Genomic DNA, 16,913 nt, shown 5'->3' on the forward strand with positions numbered 1-16,913 from the left:
TTATTGTTGTTTTTGTGTGTCGTTTGGTCGTTATGGTTCAATAAAATATTATTTTGAGTATGTGTCTAACAACTTTTAAACGTCACATTAATCTATATCAATTAGCGTTCCACTCACTAGGATTGGCGTTCCAATCAGATAATGTCTGTAGTTCTTTTTGTGTGATGTAGTTGGTTTCCAGAGCCTGTTCCAACAGGCTTTCATAATTGCTTAAAGTGTGTAGTTGAATGTTTTCGGTTTCAAAATTTTTTACAGCAACATCAAAACCATAAGAAAAAATGGCAATCATGCCCTTTACATTCAATTGTGCTTCTTTAAGGGCTTTAACGGCATTCAAGCTGCTGTTTCCAGTGCTTATTAAATCTTCTATAACCACAACGTTTTGGCCGCTTTCTGCATGACCTTCAATTTGGTTTTTTCTTCCATGGGATTTTGCCTCAGGACGCACATAAATAAAAGGAACTCCCAAATATTCGGCAACCAACATGCCAATACCTATGGCTCCTGTAGCCACTCCGGCAATGACGTCTGGTTTGCCATATTGTTTTTCAATTTGTTTCGCCATGGTTTCACGAATGTAATTTCGAATGGTAGGATAAGACAATACAATCCTATTATCGCAATATATTGGCGATTTCCATCCTGAAGCCCATGTAAATGGATTGTTTGGGCTTAACTTAATAGCGTTTATTTGCAATAAAACTTCAGCTGTTTTTCTTGCGGTATGTTTGTTAAAAATCATAGGCGCAAAATTACACTTTTTTAATTAAATTTTTAATTTGAAATTGTATTTATAATTACTAATGAAATCTATTGTTATGAACTAAAAGTTTTTATTTTTACATTTCATAATAGCTTTAAACACATTATGCACAAAGTTTTTGTAAACGATAAGCCTATTATTTTAACTACCAAAGTTGAAAAAGAAAAAGGGTTTAAAAACTATTCTTTAAAAACGGTTAACCTGAACAAGGTGGTTAAAGAGCTTAACAAAACCTCTTTGAAAGAAGTTAGGCTAATTCATGAAAACGAAGAAAAGCTATTGAAAAAATTTCTAAAAAAACTTCCAAACGTCGTTGCAGGAGGAGGAAAGGCCTTTAATGAAAAAGGGGATATTTTATTTATTTACAGAAACGATAAATGGGATTTACCCAAAGGCAAAACCGAAAAAAAGGAGTCCATAGAAAAAACAGCTTTAAGGGAAGTAGAAGAGGAAACAGGTGTTAAAAACCTGGAAATTGTTAAACCCTTGGAAACCACTTATCATATTTTTAAACGCAATGGCAGAAATAGGATTAAAATAACTTATTGGTTTGAAATGAAAACATCCTATAGTGGCAAGTTGGAGCCAGAAGAAACAGAAGGGATTACCAAAGTGGCATGGTTAAACAAGGAAGAGGCCTTAAAAGCCTTGGAAAATTCTTACGCAAACATTAAATTACTTTTTTAATCTACCCAAAAAATCAATTTCTCTATTTGGTTTTTTTGAATTGGTTGTTAAATATTAGCTTTTTAGTTGTTATATTTATAACTAAAAAGGTTTTTAGTGGTCAAACAAGTACTTACAAATTTCTTAAATAAGCTCTTTTTGTTTCTATTTTAGGTGTTTCCATGAACAGTTGTTCCTTGCTAAAAATAGAAACTGCCCAAGAGCCACTTTCCAGGCAAGAATTAAACATTAGGTTGCTTACTCAGTCTTTGGTGCAGGAAGCAACCAATAGAGTGGAATTTGCTGCTGATAGTATTATTCTAACCACAACCAGTACCGACTTGCAAAAACACGCTTACCGTTGGAAAATAGAAACCTTAAACACCTTTAAAAACACTGCGTTTCAAAGCTCACCCAAATTGTCTTTAATGGATACTTGGACCTATATGTTGCAGGTGCGTAATTTTATGGAAACTCCCGAAGCGCAAGATTATTTTGGAACTTATACCACTTATGTCTTGCAAGTCTCTCAGAACAATGTGGAAGACATAGAACGCAAAGCCAGCCAGTTCTTTAAACCTGAAATCTTTCAAAAACATAAAGAATTTGCTTTGCAATACGCAGAAGAACACCCATTATCTGCACAAAATTTAAAACACAATTCAGTAAGAAGCGACTATGTCGCGTTTTTAAAAGTGCCAGATAGTTTGGCATTTTCCACGGTTGGTTCGCTATCGGAAGTAATGTCTAATTTTTCCGATAAATTAAGTTATTCCACAGATGCTGCTGGCAAGCAATTTAAATGGAACACCTAGTTGCTAATGAAAGAAAAGGGGTTTGATTCTGTGCAAATAAAGGAGGTAATGACAACCATAGAAATGAAAGTGGATCGTTTGAGCGATATTGCCGAAAACACTCCAGATAAATTAAACGATGCTTTGAAATCTTTTTCAAACGATATGCGTTTTTTGTTTTTTCAGCTTAACAAGGAAATAGCTTTTGTTAGTGAACGCATGGCCTTAGAGCGTCAAGCCATAGATACCATTATAAGACGTGAGCGCATTGCTCTGGATAATATAATTTTAAGGGAACGGCAAGCAGTGGCAGACGAAGCTGGGCAGATTTCTGTAAGAATTGTAGATGAAGCCATGATTCATGTTAAGGACCTAACTGGCACCATTTTATTGTATGTGGTTTTGTTGTTTACTGTGCTCTTGTTCCTTCCGTTTGCCTTAGGTTATTTTGCGGGTAAAATACATCAAAAAAACAAACACCATAAAAATAAAGAGTAATTTCTTAAAATATGACACGTAACGATACATTGGGAGTAAAGCCCAACGACACATTTTCTACATGAATCACTTGGTTGTTGGCATCCATAACATAATAACTGTTTATGATGTTTTTGGTGTTAAATATGTTCCAGAAAGAAGCCCCAATCTGTGCTTTGGTATGATTTGAAATCAAAATATCATAAATGGCAGAAATGTCTGTTCGCCAATAATCCGATACATTGTTTGCGTTGGGTTGACCATAGATTAAACTGTTTGTTGCTTCAGAAGCTGACACATCTATGAAAGTGGTTGGTTTTCCAGTATGCCAATTAAAGCCTAAAGCCAGTTTTAATCGGTTTATTGTGTAAGTGCCTGAGGCATTTAATTGATGTCTTATATCCACATTGTTTGGAAATTTTTCGCCTTGATTTAAATTGGTAAAACTGTAGTTGTTTTTGCTGAAAGAATAACCCAACCAGGTACTGATGTGTTTAAATTGCTTGTTTATTAAAAAATCCAGTCCAGTAACCCTGTAGGAACCAATGCTGTTGGAGTATTGAAACTGATTTTGGAACCCTTGGCTTCTGGACGTGATGTTGTCCACATTTTTAAGATAACCTTCCAGACTGAGTAGCCAATTGTTTTTGTTATAATGGATGCCAGTAGAAAACTGTTGGCTTTTAATTACAGGAATATTGTTGTTGTTGGCTAATACCCAACGTTTTTTTTCGATGCCCAAAAAATCGTTTTGCAAATCGATAATTTGAGAAGTGGTTTGGCTTTTTAGTTCGGCAAGAACTTCCACTCTAAAGTTTTCAGCAAAAATTTGATTGAAACTCACACGAGGTTCAAAATAAATCTCGGAAAACTTTTCAATATAATTTGCACGAAACCCAAATCTAGCCCTTGTGTTTCCGGATTTTGACTTAAAAGATAATTCGTTAAAAAAACCATGTGTTCGCAATACTTCTTTAATGTAGCGCCTATAATCTGGATTGCTAACGTCTTCCAGGTTGCCAATGCCAATTTCAGAATATTGGTAACCACCTTCATAATTTAATTGAGGGTCTACATTGTAACGTAAGTGAGCTTTAAAACTTCCATCTGTAACTTCGTTTTCTTGAATAAGTTTTTGATTGTTACTTAGGTCTTGATGGGTTGCATACAAATCGTAGCTTGAAAAATACGCTTGAACTATGGTCTGAAGTTTGTCGCTCCAATTTCTGGTATATTTGGTGTTTAGTGCCAAGCTTCCCTGGGTTAATTGGCTCTTGCTTAGAGAGCTTGTGTTATTAATCTTGGCCGTTTCTTCGTAATCCAAAGCATTATCAATGGACAGGAAGCTTATTTCAATTTTATCGTTTTTAGTAACATCGTAAACAAGTTTACCGGAAATATCGTAAAAGTAGAAGTTTTCACTATTAGTTATAACAGTTTCGTTGGGGTTGTTTAAATCGGAATCTTGAAAAATGCGTTTAAAATACTGTTTGTAAGTTGGTGTGGTGAAAAAGTCTGTAATGGCGCGTCGTCCAGCCACCTGAAGACTTATTTTTTCTGATACGGGAATCATGGCATAAGCATCGGCTGCCAACATATTGACGCCAAGGCTTCCAGTAAACTCTTGTGAAACCTCATGAGATGTTTGCATGTCTATTATACCAGAAACACCATCTCCAAATTGGGCACGAGACCCATTTTTTGAAACTACCACTTGATCGATAAGTGCAGGGTTGAAAGCAGAAATAAGCCCAAAAAAATGACCGGTTTGATACATTTTAACCCCATCCCAAAGAATGAGGTTTTGATCGTTGGTGCCACCACGTATGTTCAAGCTGGAGACGCGTTCGTCTATACTGGTTATTCCGGGTAAAGCTTGAACGGTTTGTAAAACATCGGGTTCAATCAAACCAGGCAAAATACCAAAGGTCTTCAGGTTCACGTGAGAGGTTCCATCGGCTTGTAGAGAAATCCCTTCGGTTAAATAATTGGTAAGTAACACTTCTTCCAGATATTGGGTTTTGGTAATGTCGGCAAATGCCATGGGTCTTATAGCAAAATTTTTAGCATCCAAGATTTCAAAAACCAAATGGGTTTCGGTTTCTAGATAGGTAATCAATTTGTCTTGCGAAAGGTCCTTTGCTGGAGGTATGAGTTTTACATTGGCAATGGTTGCATCGGCATAAGAAAAAGACAGGTTGTATTCTTGTTCTATGTTTTTGAGAACGATAGCAAGTGACTCTTTGGTCTTATAGGTTTTTTGAGCTTGAAGAAAACTACAAGCACTCAGGAAAAAACACCAAAAAATAAGAATATGTTTACTTGTCATGCAATACAATCAAGCCATTTTTAGTTGTGTACTCAATATTTAAAGGAATGGTAATAGCCTTTAGGGCCAAATTTAAATCATTATGTACAAACCTACCAGTAAATAGCCTGTTGCTATTTATGTTTTGTGCATCAAACCTTACTTGATACTGTCTTTCCAGCTCGTTTAGCACGTATTTGTAAGGCATGCTTTTAAACACGCTTTCATTTTGTAACCAAGCAGGAGCCGAGGATTCTTCTTTTTCTTTGGTTATTAACTTTCCATCCAGGACTAAAAATTGGTCGCCTGGTTTTAAAATTTTATCAGCAATACCTGAAGTTACTTTTACGGAGCCTTCGTAGCAAATCACTTCAAAAATACCGTTCCTGTTTTCAACTAAAAACTGGGTGCCTAAAACGGTTATGGTTCCAAATGAGGTCTCAACACTGAATTTGGATCCTTTTTCAACCTTAAAATAAGCTTCCCCTTCCAATGTTAGCTTACGCGTGTCTTTCCATTGTTTTTTCTTATAGCTGATTTGGGACTTGGCATTTAAAGTCACTTCTGAATGGTCTGGCAACGTTATGGTTGTTTTTTCGGTAGTTAAAGTTGAGACATCTGTGGTTAAGGTAGTTGTGTAATAATAAACACTAAAGCATATAGCCAATAGGGCAGCTATGCGCAAGACAGGTTTTAACCAGGAGGTTTTAGGTTTTTGAACAGGTTTTTGTGATATGGTTTTGGAAATTTGTTCAAACACACCTTTCTCATCAAACTTTGGAGCCTTAAAATGCTTTAAGCCTTCAGATAGTTTCATGAGAGCATCATAATCTTCCAACGCTTTGAAAGCCTCCAGTTCTTGAGGGTTCAAGTCGTCTTGTAACCATTTCTGTATGAGTTTGTCTTTAGTCATAAATCAGCTATTCATATATATAACAAGTAAGGTCTTGTTTTTCCTACCTTTGGTTTTAAATATCTTCAATGTCTTTTCGTAATTGTTTTAAGGCTCCGTAAATACGTTTTTCCACAGCTTTGGTGGAAATGTCCAGCATATCGGCAATTTCTTTATGTTTTTTGCCTTCTATTCGGTTTAGTAAAAAAGCCACACGTTGGGCTTCTGTTAAATTGGCAATGGCCTTTTGGAGCTTATGCATGTATTCACTTTCTTCCAATAAAAATTCAGGGGTCTCATTGGTAAACGATTTGGGTCTGGTTTCCTGAAATTTCAGCACCACTTTTTCATGAGCCACAGCATTGAGCATTAAATTGTTCGCAACTGTAAACAAAAACGATTTTGCCTTGGAAGGCTCCACATTTTTACAGTTTTCCCAAAGTTTTATAAAAGCCTCCTGGACTTTGTCTTGAGGATTTAAACGTTCCCCAAACTTATAATATAAAAAGTCATGCAAGTTCTTGGCATGTGTTTTAAATAGCTTTGCAAAAAGCGCTTCATTGCAAATATGATTGTTTAGATCTTTGGGCATTTTTTTAATTTTCGGCCTATAAATGTATAAAAAAACCAATGGTAAGGTAGGAGTTTTTAAATTTAAACTGTTTTATAAGAAATGAGTTTAATTAAAATATATATTATGAGAGCACCAATCAAATTTTTCTACCTACTTATTGGAGTTTTGTTTTTTACTTTTACTTCTTGTCAAGATGAAGTAATTGAAGAAACACCTCCTAACGAACAAGAAATTATTCAGCCAGAATCCAATTTGGCGAATCTTATGAGATATACTTCTGCCAATGACGGAAGTGTTGATGATCTTTTGGATAATAGCGATTGCTTTACAGTTAATTTACCCGTTACCATTGTGGCCAATGGCATAACCCTTACCATTGAAACTTTAGACGATTTGAATGTGTTGCAGGCTATTTTTGATGCCAGCAATACAGACGACGATGATCTGGAATTTTTATTCCCGATCACTATTATTTTAAACGATTATACAGAAGTGAATATTGAAACTGTTGATGCTTTGGAAGATTTTATTGAAACCTGCATTAGCGATGAAGACATTATTGAATGTGCCGATTTTGTTTACCCTATTTCATTCTCTATTTACAATACGGATTTTCAAGTGATAGATACTGTGGTAATAGACAACGATTACGAACTTTATATCTTTTTGGAAGGCTTGGATGATGATGATAATGGCGTTGTTTTAGCTAGTTTGAATTTTCCAGTTACCATAGCATATGCAAATGGTTCAACGGTTGAAGTAAACAATAACCAAGCTTTAGAAGAAGCCATTAATGCTGCTGATGAAAATTGTGAGGATGATTGTGACTTAGAGGATGTGTTAGAAAACTTACAGGAATGTCATTGGGTAATTGCAGCCCATAATGTAAATAATGACTATTTAGGCTACCATTTTTATTTTAATGATAATAATTTATTGCAAATTATATTTGGTACAGGTTCTGTAACTGTTGGAGGGGAATGGTATGCTTCAGAAGTTGATGGAACTGTTGTGGTAACAATTAGTGGCTTAACCGATTTTACAGAATTAGAAGGAGATTGGATGGTAGTTGATTGTGATGATGATCGCTATGTTTTAACTCAGGAAACAGCCAATCAAACCGTAGAAATGGTCTTGGAACAAGATTGCTCGTCCCAACCAAACCCGTTTGAGTGTTTTGAAGATGTTGAAGAGATTAATGCCAATATTATATTAACTGTTTGCGATAGTACAGACAACATCCCGAATAATGGCGTAGGACTGTTTAATTTAACTACGGTTTATGCCAATTGCGAGAGCCCAAATCAATTTAATGTAAGCTATCATGTAAGCGAAACGAATGCGCAGGCCAATGTAAATGCCATAGCAAATCCAGAGGCTTATTTAAACATGTCTGTTCCAGCTGAAATGATTTATGTAAGAGTAGAGCTTATAAGCAACCCATCAAACTTTGATATTTTCACCATAGATTTGTTTGTGGAAAATTGTAATCCTACAGGATGTTCTGAAGCAGATGTGGATGCCTTTTTACAAAACTGTTTATGGTATGTGGTTAATTTTAATGGAGACGACCATTTAATCATGTACGAGTTTGATTTTGTTTCAGATTCCGAAGTGGTTATCACTGGAAATGGCATGACCATAACGGTAAATTATACCACATCTCAGTCTGCCAATGGGGTAATATTGGAGTTTATAAATGTTGCAGCACCAAACATTCAGGCCATTACTGGAGAATGGTTGGTAGTTGATTGTCAAGAAGGCCGTTTGGAGTTTGAAGCTTTAAACAATTCCAATACCATGGTTATGGAACGTGAGTGCAACAACACTGGTATGTGTACACCAGGAGATGTGGAAGGCATGCTTTTAGATTGCGAATGGACAGTTACAAGTTATGCAGGAAGTGATTTCAGTATGTTTAATATTGCTTTTAACACCAATAATGAAGCAGTGATCTTTATGCCAAACGGAACAGAGGAATATACTGCAAACTGGTCTGTATCGCAAGGAAATAATGCCGTAGAAGTTATCATATCCAATGTTTCTGGAGGTAATGTGCAAATTATCAATGGCACCTATTTGGTAGTGGAATGTACCAGCAATCAGTTAATTTTGCATGATGTTACCAATAGTGATAATGAACTGGTATTGGATAAGGATTGTGGTTAAAAATTTAGTTTTGAGTTAATTGATAAGATTAACAGAGTTAAAAAGCTGTCTATAAAGGCAGCTTTTTTTATGGAATTAATTCTAAACTAAACTTTATAAATACGCTTGAAATTGCTATTTTTGTGCCTCTTAAAACAGAAAGAAGACTATGTTTAATAATTTAAGTGAAAAATTAGATAAAGCTTTACACGTACTTAAAGGACACGGAAGCATTACAGAAGTAAACGTTGCCGAAACCTTAAAAGAAGTTCGTAGAGCGCTTTTAGATGCCGATGTTAACTTTAAAATAGCCAAGGAATTTACTGTTCGAGTAAAAGAAAAAGCACTTGGACAAAACGTATTGACTACCCTTCAACCTGGACAGTTAATGGTTAAAATCGTTAAAGACGAATTAACCGAACTTATGGGTGGCGATGCAGCTGGTCTTAATTTATCTGGTAACCCTAGCATTATTTTAATGTCTGGTTTGCAAGGTTCAGGTAAAACCACTTTTTCTGGAAAACTGGCCAATTACCTTAAAAACAAAAAAACAAAAAAACCTCTACTGGTAGCTTGTGATGTGTATCGTCCTGCAGCAATCGATCAATTACATGTAGTAGGAGAGCAAATAAATGTTGAGGTTTATAGCGATAAAGGAAATACAGATCCCGTGGCAATTGCTCAAGCAGGTATCGCTCATGCCAAAGCCAATGGTCATAACGTTGTGATTATAGATACGGCTGGTCGTTTGGCTGTAGATGAAGTCATGATGACCGAAATTTCCAACATTCATAAAGCCATACAGCCTCAGGAAACACTGTTTGTGGTCGACTCCATGACTGGTCAGGATGCCGTTAACACAGCCAAAGCTTTTAACGATGTCTTGAATTTTGATGGTGTTATATTAACTAAATTAGATGGTGATACTCGTGGTGGTGCTGCAATTTCCATTAAATCTGTAGTTAATAAGCCTATTAAATTTATAGGTACTGGCGAGAAAATGGAAGCTATTGATGTGTTTTATCCATCTCGTATGGCAGATAGAATTCTGGGCATGGGAGACGTTGTGTCCCTTGTGGAAAGAGCTCAAGAGCAATACGATGAGGAAGAGGCAAGAAAAATCCAAAAGAAAATTGCTAAAAATCAATTTGGTTTTGACGATTTCTTGAAGCAAATCCAGCAAATCAAGAAAATGGGGAATATGAAAGACCTTATTGGGATGATTCCTGGAGCTGGAAAAATGATGAAAGATATTGATATAGACGATGATGCTTTTAAAGGTATTGAAGCCATTATCCATTCCATGACACCTTTGGAGCGCAGTAACCCGTCGGTTATTAATGCCAGCAGAAAAAAACGTATTGGAAAAGGGTCTGGAACCTCTGTTCAAGAAGTGAATCAGTTGTTAAAACAATTTGATCAAATGAGCAAGATGATGAAAATGATGCAAGGAGGCAAAGGAAAAGCCATGATGCAGGCTATGAAAGGGATGAGGTAGTTTTTAGTCTCATTTTTCAGTCTCAGTAAGCAGTGTTTTAATATTTTAATCACGAAATCATTAGTAAATGGATTTTAAAAAACTAATAGCGTACCAAAAAGCATTTGATTTTGCTATGTCTGTTTTTAAAATTTCAAAATCATTTCCAAATGAAGGAACCTACTCACTAACTGATCAAATTAGAAGAAGTCCACGTTCATTAAATACTAACTTAGCTGAAGCTTATAGAAAAAGAGTATATCCAAAACAATACAATGGTAAACTAACTGATGTTGATGCAGAAAATTCTGAAACAAATACTTCGTTAGATTTTGCTTTAGCTTGTAATTATATTTCGAAAGAGCAACACATTGATTTATCAAATCGCGGAATTGTAGTTGGTAAATTAATAAATTTTATGATAAATAATCCAGTGAAATTCGGGGTAAATACTGATTGATTTTTAATTGAATTAATCTTAAAACCGCGACAGAAAACCAATCTCGCAAGAGCAAACACTGAAAACTAATACTTATGGTCATACTAGACGGAAAAAAAGTAAGCAACGACATTAAGAACGAAATTGCTGCAGAAGTAAAAAAAATGAAGGCCAAAGGCGAAAAAGTACCTCATCTAGCTGCTATTATTGTTGGGAATGATGGCGCTAGTTTAACCTATGTGGCCAGTAAAGTTAAAGCTTGCGAACGTGTTGGTTTTGAGTCTACCATGATCAGGATGTCCAATACTACCAGTGAAATAGAATTGTTGGATAAAATAGATGAGCTCAATAACAATCCAGATATTGATGGATTCATCATTCAACTTCCTTTACCTAAACAAATAGATACCCAAAAAGTTTTAATGGCTGTAGATCCAGACAAAGATGTTGACGGGTTTCACCCAATGAACTTTGGTAAAATGGCCTTGGATATGTCTACCTTTATTCCTGCAACACCTTTTGGGATTTTGGAACTATTGGACAGGTATAATGTAGAGACCAAAGGCAAGCATACCGTTGTTATTGGACGTTCTCATATTGTAGGCAGACCCATGAGCATTTTAATGGGACGTAAAGGGTTTCCTGGTAATTCAACAGTAACAGTCACGCATAGTCATACAAAAAACATCACTCAAATAACCTCTCAGGCAGATATTATTATTTCTGCATTGGGAGTTCCTAATTTTCTAAAAGCTGAAATGGTTAAGGATGACGCCGTTATTATCGATGTTGGTATTACACGTGTTGCAGACGAAAATTCCCCTAAAGGATATGTGATTACTGGAGATGTAGATTTTGAAAATGTTAGTAAAAAAGCCAGTTTTATAACGCCAGTTCCTGGAGGTGTTGGTCCTATGACCATAGCTATGTTGTTAAAAAACACCTTATTGGCTAGAGAGTTGCGCCACTAAAATTTTACTATTTCGCAAATAATTGATTCCTGTCTTTAAACGCTTTAAACTCTAATGCGTTACCATCTGGATCATAAAAAAACATGGTAGCTTGTTCGCCAACCAAACCTTCAAATCGAATATAAGGTTCAATAATAAAATCAATTTCTTTTTGTTTAAGGGAATCTGCAAGTGCATGGAACTCGTTCCAAGGTAAAACCACGCCATAATGAGGTACGGGAACGTTTTATCCATCTACAGAATTGGTATGTAAATCCTCTTCTGGTTTTGGTTTGTAATGGATTACCAACTGATGCCCAAAAAAATTGAAATCCACCCAATGATCGCTGCTTCTGCCTTCTTCACAAAGCAACACATCTTTGTAAAAGCGTCTACAGGCTTCTAAATTGTGAACAGGAATGGCTATATGAAATGGAGAAATCATGAGGTTTATTTTTTTCTGTTAGGTTTGGTTTTTGTTCTAAATTCCTTAGTGGAACTTTCCAGCAATTGAGACAGTTCTTGAAATTCTTTGGCTGTTAACTCTCTGTATTCGCCAACGGGAATATCCAGTTTAATGTTCATGATACGAACACGTTTTAAGGTTTCAACTTCATAATTCAAATATTCACACATTCTTCGGATTTGTCTGTTTAAACCTTGTGTTAAAACAATCTTGAATTCGTAGGTTCCCAATTTTTCAACCACACACTTTTTGGTAATCGTATCTAAAATAGGCACGCCTTCGCTCATGTGTTTTATAAACGTTTGGGAAATGGGTTTGTCTACCGTTACAATGTATTCTTTTTCGTGGTTGTTGCTCGCTCTTAATATCTTATTTACAATATCGCCATCGTCAGTTAAGAGAATTAAGCCTTCACTCGGTTTGTCCAACCTACCAATTGGGAAAATACGTTTCGGATAATTTATAAAATCGATGATGTTGTCCTTTTCAACGCGAGTATCAGTGGTACAAACAATGCCTACAGGTTTATTGAAAGCCAAATAAACAAATTCTTCTTTTGTGTTTTTAATTAATTTTCCATCAACATGTACCACATCGGTTGGAGCTATTTTGGTTCCCATTTCAGGGATTTCACCATTAATGGTCACACGTCCAGCTTCAATGAGTTTGTCTGCTTCGCGACGGGAACAATAACCAACTTCACTTAAAAATTTATTGATGCGTTTTAAATTTTCTTCCATAGTGTAAAGATAGCAACTTTAGTTGTCTATAAAATCGTAAATGTAGTTGGAAACTTCTTCGGTTGCTAAAGAATGGCCATATCCTTCAGTTGAAACCAACATGCTGTTCTTGTATTTTGTTTTAATAAGAAGTGCATCATTATAGGGAATGATATTGTCTTTTTTGTCATGAATAATCAATCCTTTTGAAGTAATATGTTCTGAATAGGTTGCCGTGGAGAAAGCTTCAGGGTAATCGCCAAAACGTTCTTTGATCATTGAGTTAAGATGTTTTTTAACGCGTTTGCTATAGCCAAGCATGTTGGTGTATCTTTTTAAAACATCGGTAAATTCTGAAGGTGCTCCAAGTAAAATCATTTTTTGCACATGTTCTTTTTGGTATTTGTATTGAAAATAAGCAGAAGCCATACCTCCAACCGAATGTCCAATAATGATGTTGGGTTCAAAACGGTCTGAAACAACTTTAATAAATTCCGAATACATTATGGCATTGAACCTGTTGCTGCCGGAACGTCCATGTGCAGGAGCATCTAATGCAACAACGCCAAAGCCTTTTTGTTTTAAATTTGTAATCAATTCTTTCCATCTAGCCGAGTTGCTTTCCCAGCCATGAGCCAATAATACAGTCTGTTTTTTTCCAAGCCATCGATAGGTCATAATGGGCATGTTGTTAAAGGACAGTTCTTCCCTAAAGGCCGTGTCCAAAAAATCGGATTGCTTTTCGTCTGGCCTACCTTTTAAGGGTTTTGTGAATAAAAACAAAGCCATTCTAGCTGCCAATTTGGGGAAAAACATGCCAATACTGTTTATAAAAAATCCTATGGTTTTTTGTAAGATGGTTTTCATTCGCTTTCCCTGTTAACTAAATTCATGGAAAAAGCAGGTAAACAAATGGCCAAATATTCGCAAGGTTCTGTAAACGGATTGGAATATTGAACTCTTGTGTTTTTTTCAATTTTTATGGATTGTCCTGCCTCCAACACAATTTCTTCACCATCTATTATAAACTGTTTTTTGCCTTTAATGATAAAGGTGTACTCGTCGAATTCTGGGGTTTGAAAAGGTTCGCTCCAACCTGCTGGTGCTATCATGTGCGCCACACTTATATTGGAATCTTTATTTGTTGCATTTCCAAAATGTTCCCTTATTATTTTCCCGTCGGTTGTTGGAACAACAAACGGGCTCTCTTGAATGGTGTATTTTTTATTTTCCTGCATTTTATTTGCTTCAACTACTAAGTGTTATTAAGAGATTGCTTTCTAAATCACCAACCTATCATAAAATATTTAATTTTAGCTTTTTCCGGAATTTGAACAGCTTCTATTTTGGCATTGGTATCAAATTGCAATTCGGCAGGCAATTCACTTTTGGATATGGTAAAAAACGCATTGATGTCGTTTACAAAAACCACTATGTTTTTAAGCGTATTTTGAATGCTTGAAATTTTATAATGTGTTTCAATATCCCCAAAAGTACTTTTTGTGCTTATACCTTTTTCCGTTTTAAACCTGCTGTCCAATACTTTTATGGTTTCTATGGTTGAGGTGGAATCCTGGACTGTTTTAGGTGTTAGCGTTAGCAACTTGTTTCCTGACTTATCAAAAACATCAATGTCTGTTCTGTTAAATGTAAACTCATTATCCAGAAGTCTAGACACAACCGAATCGTTGGCAAAAACAGCTTTTAAGTCTTTAACTTGAGTGGAATCTGTTAGCAATCCAACATGTTGTTTTCCTATTTGAAACGGATTTTGTTCTTTTTTACAACCAATACACAATAGGCTTATGAATACGAGGCTGAAAATGGTTTTTTTCATATAAATATTTGGGTTAAATTATGGGTTATTTTTTCATGACTTTGGTTAAAATTCCAAATACACTTCTAATAAATGTAGCACTTGTAAGTACTTTTACAATTGGGTTCATCCTAGTGCTTTTTCTACTGGAAGTACTTTTGGATTTCGCTTTTTCAAGAGCTTCTTTTTCCTTTCGTGCTTTTTCTTTAAGCTCTTCGGCTTCAGCTTGTTCAATTTTTTCATTGAGCATTTCATAGGCACTTTCCCTATCAACTTCTTCGTTGTATTTTTTTACAAGTTTTGAGTTGTTAAGTAAATTTTCCAATTCCGTATCGGTTAAAATGTCCATTCTGCTCATTGGAGCACGCATCATGGTTGCAGCCAATGGTGTTGGTCTGCCTTTTTCATTTAAAGCAGAAACCAAGGCTTCACCTGTTCCTAAAGAGGTAAGAACGCTAGCAGTATCATAATATTCTGTGTCTGGATAATTTTGTGCTGTCAGTTTTATGGCTTTTCTGTCTTTGGCAGTAAAGGCTCTTAATGCGTGTTGGACTTTTAGCCCTAGTTGACTTAAAACGGCTTCAGGAACATCTGTAGGGTTTTGGGTAACAAAATACAAACCAACTCCTTTACTTCTAATCAGTTTTACAATGCTTTCAATTTGATTCAATAAGGCTTTGGATGCTTCGTTAAAAATTAAATGTGCCTCGTCTATAAACATGATTAGTTCTGGCCTTCCCGTATCTCCTTGTTCAGGAAATGTGGAATAAATTTCTGCCAACAAACTTAGCATAAAGGTTGAAAACAATTTAGGTTTGTCTTGAATATCCGTTAATCGAATGATGTTTATGTAGCCTCTACCGTTTTCATCAACTCTAAGCAAATCTTGAGGATCAAACGATTTTTCACCAAAAAACAAGTCGCCTCCCTGTTGTTCCAGCTCTACGATTTTTCTTAAAATGGCTCCAGTGGAAGCTGTGGAAATTCGGCCATAAGCTTCTTCAAACTCTTTTTTGCCTTCGTCTGTGGCATATTGCAGGATTTTCTTGAAATCTTTTAAATCGAGTAGTGGTAGTTTGTTGTCGTCGCAATATTTAAAAATAACGGAAATAATACCAGCTTGGGTTTCGGTAACGTCCAGAATCCTTGAGATTAAAACAGGTCCAAATTCGCTAATGGTGGCACGAAGCCTCACACCATTTTGTGCAGAGAGCGTTAAAATTTCTACAGGAAAAGCTTTAGGTTCAAATGGCAGCCCTATGGCTTCATGGCGTTCATCAATTTTTGCATGTCCAGGACTTGGTTGGGCCAATCCACTTAAATCACCTTTTATGTCCATAAGAATCACTGGAACGCCTTTTTCCGAGAGGTTTTCTGCAAGCACTTGCAAGGTTTTGGTTTTACCAGTTCCTGTTGCTCCAGCAATTAAACCATGTCTGTTCATGGTTTTTAATGGAACGTTTACAAAAGCATTTTTTATGGTCTTTCCATCTAACATGGCAGAGCCTAAAGTAATGTATTCCCCTTTGTTGGTATTACCTTCCGTGATATGGTTAAAGAACGCTTCCTGTTTATTCATTTTTTAAATTTTTTATAAAAATACTAATCTTCAACCAATCTGCTGGAAAATCTTTTCAACAAATAAGTGGAAGGTGTATTTAATGATATGATCTATAAAAATTATATTTGGTACTAATAATGATTTTTGTAAATCATTATCGAAAAACTGTTTGTTGCATACTGCATACTGAATACTGTTTCCTATCTTTGCAAACTATGACTAGAAGTGAAAGACAAGAGTTGATTGATAAAGGGTTGTTGTTGCCTTTAATGGAAGAGTTTTACACCATTCAAGGTGAAGGTTTCCATAAAGGCACTGCTGCTTATTTTGTGCGAATTGGAGGTTGTGATGTGGGTTGCCATTGGTGTGATGTAAAAGAAAGCTGGTTAGCAGAATTGCATCCTCCCACTGAAACCGAAAAAATAGTTGCAAACGCTGTTAAATATAGTAAAACCATAGTGGTTACTGGAGGAGAGCCCTTAACTTGGAATATGACACCTTTGACCACGCAGCTAAAGGAAAAAGGTTTGCAAACACATATTGAAACCTCAGGAGCTTATAAGCTCACTGGTGTTTGGGATTGGATTTGCCTGTCGCCAAAAAAATTAAAGCTTCCAACAGAAGAGATTTATGGGAAAGCCCATGAGCTTAAGATGATTATTTACAATAAAAGCGATTTTAAATTTGCCGAAGAACAGGCAGCCAAAGTCAATAAAGATTGTATTTTGTATTTACAGCCAGAATGGAGTAAACGAGACAAAGTGGTTCCGGAAATTGTAGAGTATGTAATGGCAAACCCAAAATGGAAAGTGTCTTTGCAAACACATAAATATTTGAATATTCCGTAAAAAGGGATTAGGGTT

17 protein-coding genes and 1 pseudogene are annotated in these 16,913 nt (G+C 35.8%); 8 read left to right on the plus strand and 10 right to left on the minus strand.

Going from position 1 to position 16,913, the window contains the following annotated elements:
* Nucleotides 1-97: 97 nt before the first annotated feature.
* Nucleotides 98-742: an orotate phosphoribosyltransferase gene (gene pyrE, locus D778_RS00265; RefSeq protein ID WP_007646515.1), complete on the minus strand. Its 645-nt coding sequence runs from the start codon at nt 740-742 to the stop codon at nt 98-100.
* A gap of 126 nt (nt 743-868) precedes the next feature.
* On the opposite strand from pyrE, the gene D778_RS00270 reads away from it, so the two are divergent.
* The 3 genes from D778_RS00270 to D778_RS00280 all read left to right on the plus strand — a co-directional run bounded on the left by D778_RS00270 (nt 869) and on the right by D778_RS00280 (nt 2,721).
* The gene (locus tag D778_RS00270) at nt 869-1,450 is read left to right on the plus strand and encodes an NUDIX hydrolase (protein WP_007646516.1); all 582 of its coding nucleotides are present in this window, start codon (nt 869-871) and stop codon (nt 1,448-1,450) included.
* Between the two features lie 176 nt (nt 1,451-1,626).
* Nucleotides 1,627-2,244 (plus strand): hypothetical protein, encoded by a 618-nt coding sequence (locus D778_RS00275; RefSeq protein ID WP_155949846.1) that lies wholly within the window; start codon nt 1,627-1,629, stop codon nt 2,242-2,244.
* A gap of 48 nt (nt 2,245-2,292) precedes the next feature.
* A complete protein-coding gene (locus tag D778_RS00280) occupies nt 2,293-2,721 on the plus strand; it encodes a hypothetical protein (protein WP_007646520.1) in 429 nt (142 codons plus the stop codon).
* A gap of 4 nt (nt 2,722-2,725) precedes the next feature.
* On the opposite strand, the gene D778_RS00285 is transcribed toward D778_RS00280, so the two are convergent.
* The 3 genes from D778_RS00285 to D778_RS00295 are packed head-to-tail and all read right to left on the minus strand — an operon-like array spanning nt 2,726 to nt 6,492.
* On the minus strand, nt 2,726-5,029 hold the full coding sequence (locus D778_RS00285) for a TonB-dependent receptor plug domain-containing protein (protein WP_007646521.1): 2,304 nt from the start codon (nt 5,027-5,029) through the stop codon (nt 2,726-2,728).
* Entirely contained in the window at nt 5,019-5,921 is a 903-nt protein-coding gene (locus tag D778_RS00290) for a FecR family protein (protein WP_007646523.1), read from the minus strand. The genes D778_RS00285 and D778_RS00290 overlap by 11 nt, the downstream gene beginning before the upstream one ends.
* A 55-nt stretch (nt 5,922-5,976) precedes the next feature.
* Entirely contained in the window at nt 5,977-6,492 is a 516-nt protein-coding gene (locus tag D778_RS00295; RefSeq protein WP_007646525.1) for an RNA polymerase sigma factor, read from the minus strand.
* A gap of 105 nt (nt 6,493-6,597) precedes the next feature.
* On the opposite strand from D778_RS00295, the gene D778_RS14055 reads away from it, so the two are divergent.
* The 4 genes from D778_RS14055 to D778_RS00315 all read left to right on the plus strand — a co-directional run bounded on the left by D778_RS14055 (nt 6,598) and on the right by D778_RS00315 (nt 11,509).
* On the plus strand, nt 6,598-8,643 hold the full coding sequence (locus D778_RS14055; RefSeq protein WP_007646532.1) for a hypothetical protein: 2,046 nt from the start codon (nt 6,598-6,600) through the stop codon (nt 8,641-8,643).
* Nucleotides 8,644-8,791: 148 nt separating this feature from the next.
* Entirely contained in the window at nt 8,792-10,120 is a 1,329-nt protein-coding gene (gene ffh / locus D778_RS00305; protein ID WP_007646534.1) for a signal recognition particle protein, read from the plus strand.
* A gap of 67 nt (nt 10,121-10,187) precedes the next feature.
* Complete coding sequence (locus tag D778_RS00310) at nt 10,188-10,559, plus strand: four helix bundle protein (RefSeq protein ID WP_007646537.1); 372 nt, start codon at nt 10,188-10,190, stop codon at nt 10,557-10,559.
* A gap of 74 nt (nt 10,560-10,633) precedes the next feature.
* Nucleotides 10,634-11,509 carry a bifunctional 5,10-methylenetetrahydrofolate dehydrogenase/5,10-methenyltetrahydrofolate cyclohydrolase gene (locus D778_RS00315; RefSeq protein ID WP_007646539.1) on the plus strand — a complete coding sequence of 292 codons (876 nt, stop codon included), beginning with the start codon at nt 10,634-10,636 and terminating at the stop codon, nt 11,507-11,509.
* Between the two features lie 7 nt (nt 11,510-11,516).
* Here the strand turns inward: D778_RS00315 and D778_RS00320 are convergent.
* The 6 genes and pseudogenes from D778_RS00320 to D778_RS00345 all read right to left on the minus strand — a co-directional run bounded on the left by D778_RS00320 (nt 11,517) and on the right by D778_RS00345 (nt 16,068).
* Nucleotides 11,517-11,933: pseudogene (locus tag D778_RS00320) on the minus strand (VOC family protein).
* 5 nt (nt 11,934-11,938) lie between these two features.
* Nucleotides 11,939-12,694, minus strand: a complete 756-nt coding sequence (rluF, locus tag D778_RS00325) for a 23S rRNA pseudouridine(2604) synthase RluF (RefSeq protein WP_007646544.1) — start codon at nt 12,692-12,694, stop codon at nt 11,939-11,941.
* A gap of 18 nt (nt 12,695-12,712) precedes the next feature.
* Entirely contained in the window at nt 12,713-13,540 is an 828-nt protein-coding gene (locus D778_RS00330; protein WP_007646546.1) for an alpha/beta hydrolase, read from the minus strand.
* Nucleotides 13,537-13,911, minus strand: coding sequence for a cupin domain-containing protein (locus D778_RS00335; RefSeq protein WP_007646549.1), 375 nt, complete (start codon nt 13,909-13,911; stop codon nt 13,537-13,539). Before D778_RS00335 ends, D778_RS00330 begins: the two co-directional genes overlap by 4 nt.
* A gap of 47 nt (nt 13,912-13,958) precedes the next feature.
* Nucleotides 13,959-14,510 (minus strand): hypothetical protein, encoded by a 552-nt coding sequence (locus tag D778_RS00340; RefSeq protein WP_007646551.1) that lies wholly within the window; start codon nt 14,508-14,510, stop codon nt 13,959-13,961.
* A 25-nt stretch (nt 14,511-14,535) separates the two neighbouring features.
* Nucleotides 14,536-16,068 carry a helicase HerA-like domain-containing protein gene (locus D778_RS00345; protein WP_007646553.1) on the minus strand — a complete coding sequence of 511 codons (1,533 nt, stop codon included), beginning with the start codon at nt 16,066-16,068 and terminating at the stop codon, nt 14,536-14,538.
* Nucleotides 16,069-16,265: 197 nt separating this feature from the next.
* On the opposite strand from D778_RS00345, the gene D778_RS00350 reads away from it, so the two are divergent.
* Nucleotides 16,266-16,898, plus strand: a complete 633-nt coding sequence (locus tag D778_RS00350; protein ID WP_007646555.1) for a 7-carboxy-7-deazaguanine synthase QueE — start codon at nt 16,266-16,268, stop codon at nt 16,896-16,898.
* Nucleotides 16,899-16,913: the final 15 nt, after the last annotated feature.

Source organism: Xanthomarina gelatinilytica (assembly GCF_000348685.1).
Classification (GTDB): Bacteria; Bacteroidota; Bacteroidia; order Flavobacteriales; family Flavobacteriaceae; genus Xanthomarina; species Xanthomarina gelatinilytica.